3 protein-coding genes and 2 pseudogenes are annotated in these 4,920 nt (G+C 55.4%); all 5 read right to left on the reverse strand.

The annotated features are described in order from the left end of the window. Nucleotides 1-327, reverse strand: a pseudogene (locus tag ACEW8P_RS07850) (hypothetical protein); the annotation flags it as partial. Nucleotides 328-378: 51 nt separating this feature from the next. Beyond that, nucleotides 379-1,473 carry a WD40 repeat domain-containing protein gene (locus tag ACEW8P_RS07855; protein WP_373512540.1) on the reverse strand — a complete coding sequence of 365 codons (1,095 nt, stop codon included), beginning with the start codon at nucleotides 1,471-1,473 and terminating at the stop codon, nucleotides 379-381. Between the two features lie 37 nt (nucleotides 1,474-1,510). Beyond that, nucleotides 1,511-2,713, reverse strand: coding sequence for a mandelate racemase/muconate lactonizing enzyme family protein (locus tag ACEW8P_RS07860; RefSeq protein ID WP_373512541.1), 1,203 nt, complete (start codon nucleotides 2,711-2,713; stop codon nucleotides 1,511-1,513). 219 nt (nucleotides 2,714-2,932) lie between these two features. After that, nucleotides 2,933-4,309, reverse strand: a complete 1,377-nt coding sequence (locus ACEW8P_RS07865; protein ID WP_373512542.1) for a RagB/SusD family nutrient uptake outer membrane protein — start codon at nucleotides 4,307-4,309, stop codon at nucleotides 2,933-2,935. A 30-nt stretch (nucleotides 4,310-4,339) separates the two neighbouring features. Then, nucleotides 4,340-4,920, reverse strand: a pseudogene (locus ACEW8P_RS07870) (SusC/RagA family TonB-linked outer membrane protein); the annotation flags it as partial.

A 4,920-nucleotide genomic window follows, 5' to 3' on the forward strand; every position in this document is an offset into this window, starting at 1 on the left:
TGGTTCGGTCTGTTGTCGCGTGACGCGCCGTACACCCGACACGACCCGGTATTCCGGCGTGAGGTTGGTGGCAAGTATTCGCCACTTGCCACCCGATGGCCGAATGGACATTTCCCGAATCGTGGGTACGCCCCGCTCAATGACGAACCGAAGCCGAAGCTCGCTGTTCTTATCTCCTTGCCAAACAATTGTCAGGGTCTCACCCGCGACAGTCGCCACGAGCCCCACCTGTGCTTTGTAGGCGGTGAGGTTCCAGTTTAGGGTGTCGGCTTGGGATTTTGAGAAAAGGCAGAGCAGGATTACCAACCAAACTAATCGTGAGTACATTTTTATGGGCATTTCAAAAAGTTTGATTGGCATTCAAGCGCTTTCCAAAGACTATTTTTTCTCCGCTTTCAAATCCCGATTCCTCAGGTACTTCACCTCCAACTGATGGTAGAGTTCCTGACGGTGCTGCATATTGGACTGCATCAAGTAGAGCGAAATGAGGCCGCTGTCTTCGTGGGCACTGAGCAGCAAGCGGCCATCCGCCGAAAAATCGAGATACTCGGTACGCGGACTGGGTTGCTCAAGTACTTTCTTGCCGTCACGCAAGCGGTAGAAAGTCATCACGTGCTGGTGTCCGCCTGTTACCAAAAAATTGCCATCGCCGGTAAAGGCCACGGCTTCGATTCTTTCCGGCTCGATGAATTCATAAACCATCTTGCCCGTTTCCAGTTCGAACACCCGCGCTCCATTATCGAAGCCGCCCGTGGCAACGAATTTTTGGTCGTTGGAGATGCGGATGGACTTCACCGAACCTTTCGGGCCTTCGTAGGTGCGAATTACTTTGGGGCTGGTACCCGACAAGTCGATGAGTCGGGCAAAGCCAAAGTAGTCCGTTTTTTTGGTTTGCGGATTGGGCGTCTGAATATTGCCGCCCACTACGATGCGATTATCGTCGCTAGTGAAATCGAGCGAGTTGATGGTAGAGCCCACGTTGAGCGTTCCCATTGGCTTGAAGGTATTAGCGTCCCACAGCAGCAGATCGCCGTTCTCTGAGCCAGCGGCAATCTGCTTGCCGTCGTGCGACCAGGTGATGCCGTCCAGGCTGCTGTTGACCTCGATTTTTTTCAGTTCGCGGCCCGTTTGGGCGTCCCAGATTTTGACAAAATAATCCTCATCGCCCGTCACGAAACGCTTACCGTCGGGTGAGAAAGCCGCGCATTCTACTTCGGCGTTCTGATCCTTTTCCCAGAGCAGCGCGCCGTCGGCCACGCGCCACACGCGCACCGCCGGGCCAAATTTAGAAACGGACACTGCCGTCCGCCCGTCCGGTGAAATCCGGGCCGCTTCCACGGCGCGCATGGCGGGCGCAAAGTCAGCCACGCGGTGCCAGACGGTGAATAACTCAGGAACGTCGGGATGATAGATGTCTTCTTGCGCCAGCGCAAGGGCGGGCAAAAGCAAAAGGAGGAATAAGGATTTCAACATGATTCCTTAATTAGTTATTTGATAGCCAGAAGTTTGTTTAGTATTTGAATAGTGCTTTCGCGCGCTTCTCGTTGATGGTCAGCCCCAGGCCGTTGCCCTTGGGAACCAGCATTTCGCCGTTTTTGAACTCGATGCCTTCGTCAAAGATAGAGCAAATGGTTTTATAGAGGTCGGCCTCGATATATTCGACCATCGGGCCGCAATTGGGTATGGCTGCCAGCAGTTGCATGGTAGCCGCGCTGCCCTGCATGGGTTTGGTGTTGTGCGGCACAACCTGTTTGTGGTGCAAGCCGGCAATGTGGCACATTTTCAGCCCCTCGGTGATGCCACCCGACTTGATGAAATCGGTGTTTACCATATCAGGTTTGCCCTTCTCGATCAGGTCTTTGAGCATCCAGCGGGTGTAGCATTTTTCACCCGCCAGGACTGGAATCGTCAGCGCATCGACCACCGTGGCCAAATCTTCCAAGTTCTCGTTGGGGCAGGGGCTTTCGTAGTACTTCATGCCCATGCCTTCCAGGGTTTTGCCGATCTCGATGGCCCGATAGCCCGTGTAGCCCTCGTTGGGGTCGAGGAACAGATCGACGCTGTCGGGCAGTTCTTTCCGAACGGCCGTGTAGTACTTCAGACAAGGGTCGTCTTTCGGGTTGATATTGTACTCTCGAATCTGGGCCCTGATTTTGAGTTGTTTGAATCCTTTTTCGGCGAGTTTAACGGCTTGTTCTACGGCCTCGGCGACCGGAACGGCCCCGCCTTTGAGCCTGAACCCAGCGTAGGCGGGTACGCTGTCACGGAACTTGCCGCCGATGAGTTGATAGACCGGAACGCCCAGCAGTTTGGCTTTCAGATCCCAGAGGGCGCAATCGACCCCGGCAATGGCGTAGGTCAAGATTCCGCCCGAACCCAGATCGACGTTTTTCCAGAACATCTGCTCCCAGAGTTGCTCGGTATCGAACGGGCTTTGTCCAACTACCTGCGGTTTTAGCAAATCATTGATGATTGCCTGTACGGCCCGGATGCCGTTGGCGCTGCTCTCGCCCCAGCCCACGGTTCCGTCAGTCGCTTCGATACGGACGTACACGCCCCGGTCGTAGCCATCCTGGAACACCAACCCCTTCACATCCTTGACTTTGATATCGGTGGGGACGTCAATCTTTTGGGGACGTTGGAAATTAATATCAGCCAGCGAGCCAGCGGTCAGAAGTCCGGCTTTCTTAAAAAAATCTCTTCGATTGGACATGGGTTCAAAAAGGGTTATGGGTTAATGGTCAAACGGCGTCCTAGGACTCCTTTCGACCTAAAAGCAAAAAAGGGTTGTTAAAGGTTGACGCTCAACGCAGGACAGCGATTAACGATGTTCCACGATTCCCTCTGTCACAGCCAATTGATGGCCGCGAACCCGCTCCGGCGTACCGGTTAACCGTTGACCGCTAACCCCTTTCCAACCGTTACTCTTAATCTAATAACTCGGATTCTGATCCAGATTGGGGTTCAAATCCAGTTCGCGGGCGGGTACGGGCCAGAGAACCCGGTCGCGGTTGGCTTCGGTCAGGTTTGGTACTGTACCCACAGCCTTGTTCCAGCGGAGGAGGTCGTACCAGCGATGCGCCTCAAAGGCCAGTTCCAAAAATCGCTCGTTTTCGATGGCGAGCTTGACCTCGGCCTGGGTGGGGGCGGTGGTGGGCGGCAGGCCCGCCCGCACCCTGATTTGGTTCAGGAAAGGGATGGCATCGGCGGGGCGGCCCAACTCATTGAGACACTCGGCTCGCAGCAAAATGATGTCGGCCAGCCGCAGGTACACGATGTTGGGTGCCTGGGTACCCCGGTTGGTAGTGGTGGGGGGAGCGGTCTCGTATTTGCGGATATAATCGATTTTGTTGTGAACACCCAAGCTCGCTGACGCGCGGATGTCGCTAGGAGTGGCCTTGAAGGCGTCGATGATTTTCTGGGTGGGCCGCATCCGGGGGTTTGCTCCCGAATAAGGTACCGTTTCCCGATCCAGGCCGTGGCCTTCGGTGGCCGTGTTGGGCCGGAACGACATCTCGAAAATCGTTTCACTGGTATTCTGCTTGCCCGGCTGGAAAAGGTCGCCGAAATTGGCCCCCGGCACGAGCTTGTACTGCGGGTCGGCCATGATTTCCTGGCATTTGGTGAGGGCTTTCTCGTAGTCGGGCTTGGGCTGCTGCAGATATACCTTCGCAAGCCACCCCTTCGCCGAGCCTTTGGCGGGCCGGGCTCGGTTGCCGCTGGGGTGCGTGGCAGGCAGCAGCTTTTCGGCTTCCAGCAGGTCTTTGGTGATTTGGGCGTACACCTCAGTCAGTTCGCTGCGCTTGATGTTGAAGTCCTGCGCGGATGACTTGGACGGCTCCAGCGGCAGCGGTATTTTCCCAAACGAGCGCGTCATTTGAAAAAAGGCCCAGCCCCTAACGAAATAGGCTTCACCCAGCACCCGGTCTTTTTGCAGGGCCGGGTCGGTGATGGCGGGTACGTTGGCCAGCACGTCGTTGGCCGCATGGATAGCCTCGTACACATTTTGCCAGAGATTGGCGACATTTCCCTGGATCGTCGTTGCCACGAAACCTTCGTGCCGGGTAAAATTACCGCCGCTGTTAGCGCGGGCGTCGTCGGCCAGGATATTGGGTACGACAATGAAGTTTTGCTCCATAGGTCCCTGCATGGCGTTGTAGGCGTTGATGAGTCCGGCTTCTGCGTCGCCCGCCGTTTTCCAGAAGTTCTCGGCCACGATCTGGCTGGGCGGGGACAGTTCGAGCAAATCGCCGCAGGACGACAGGGCCAGAAGTCCGGCGAAAAGGGATATTTTACAAATTGTTTTCATGTTTCTATTCAAATAATGTTGGGTTTTTACTTAAAATCCTACGCTTAGTCCGAAGGTTACGACGCGAGCCTGGGGCTGAGTCAGGTAATCGACGCCCAGCGTCGGAATACGTCCACCGCCGGTGTTCTGGCTTTCGGGGTCGAAGCCGCTATAATTGGTGATTGTAATCAGGTTTTGTCCGCTCAGGTACATTCGGAGATTAGTAAGGCCAATACGCTGGATGAGGGAATTGGGGAGGTTGTAGCCCAGCGTAATGTTGCGGAACCTCAGGAACGAGCCGTCTTCCAGGAATCGTGTGGATACGTCGGTCGGCGATGCGCCGCTCACCGACGACGAGCCGTAAAGGGCTTTGGGTACGTCGGTGATGTCGCCCGGTTTTTTCCAGCGGCGTAGCGTTTCGGTACTTTGGTTGAAGTCGTCGTTCATGGCCGTCAGCACGCCGCGCGTCATGTTGTAGATTTGGTTGCCGTACGACCAGTTCATCACTACACTCAATTCCAGTCCTTTGAAACTGAATGTATTGGTTAATCCTCCGATGAACTTGGGCAGGGCGCTGCCGATCAGTATCCGATCGTCGGCCCGAGAAATGAAGCCGTCGTTGTTCACGTCCA

Origin of the sequence: Persicitalea sp. (assembly GCF_041751555.1) — a bacterium.
In the GTDB taxonomy this organism is placed as follows: domain Bacteria; phylum Bacteroidota; class Bacteroidia; order Cytophagales; family Spirosomataceae; genus Persicitalea.

What these genes read in the sequence shown, in the direction of transcription:
- ACEW8P_RS07860 (WP_373512541.1), bottom strand. Translation starts at nt 2,713, where the DNA reads ATGTCCAATCGAAGAGATTTTTTTAAGAAAGCCGGACTTCTGACCGCT.
- ACEW8P_RS07865 (WP_373512542.1), bottom strand. Translation starts at nt 4,309, where the DNA reads ATGAAAACAATTTGTAAAATATCCCTTTTCGCCGGACTTCTGGCCCTG.
- ACEW8P_RS07855 (WP_373512540.1), bottom strand. Translation starts at nt 1,473, where the DNA reads ATGTTGAAATCCTTATTCCTCCTTTTGCTTTTGCCCGCCCTTGCGCTG.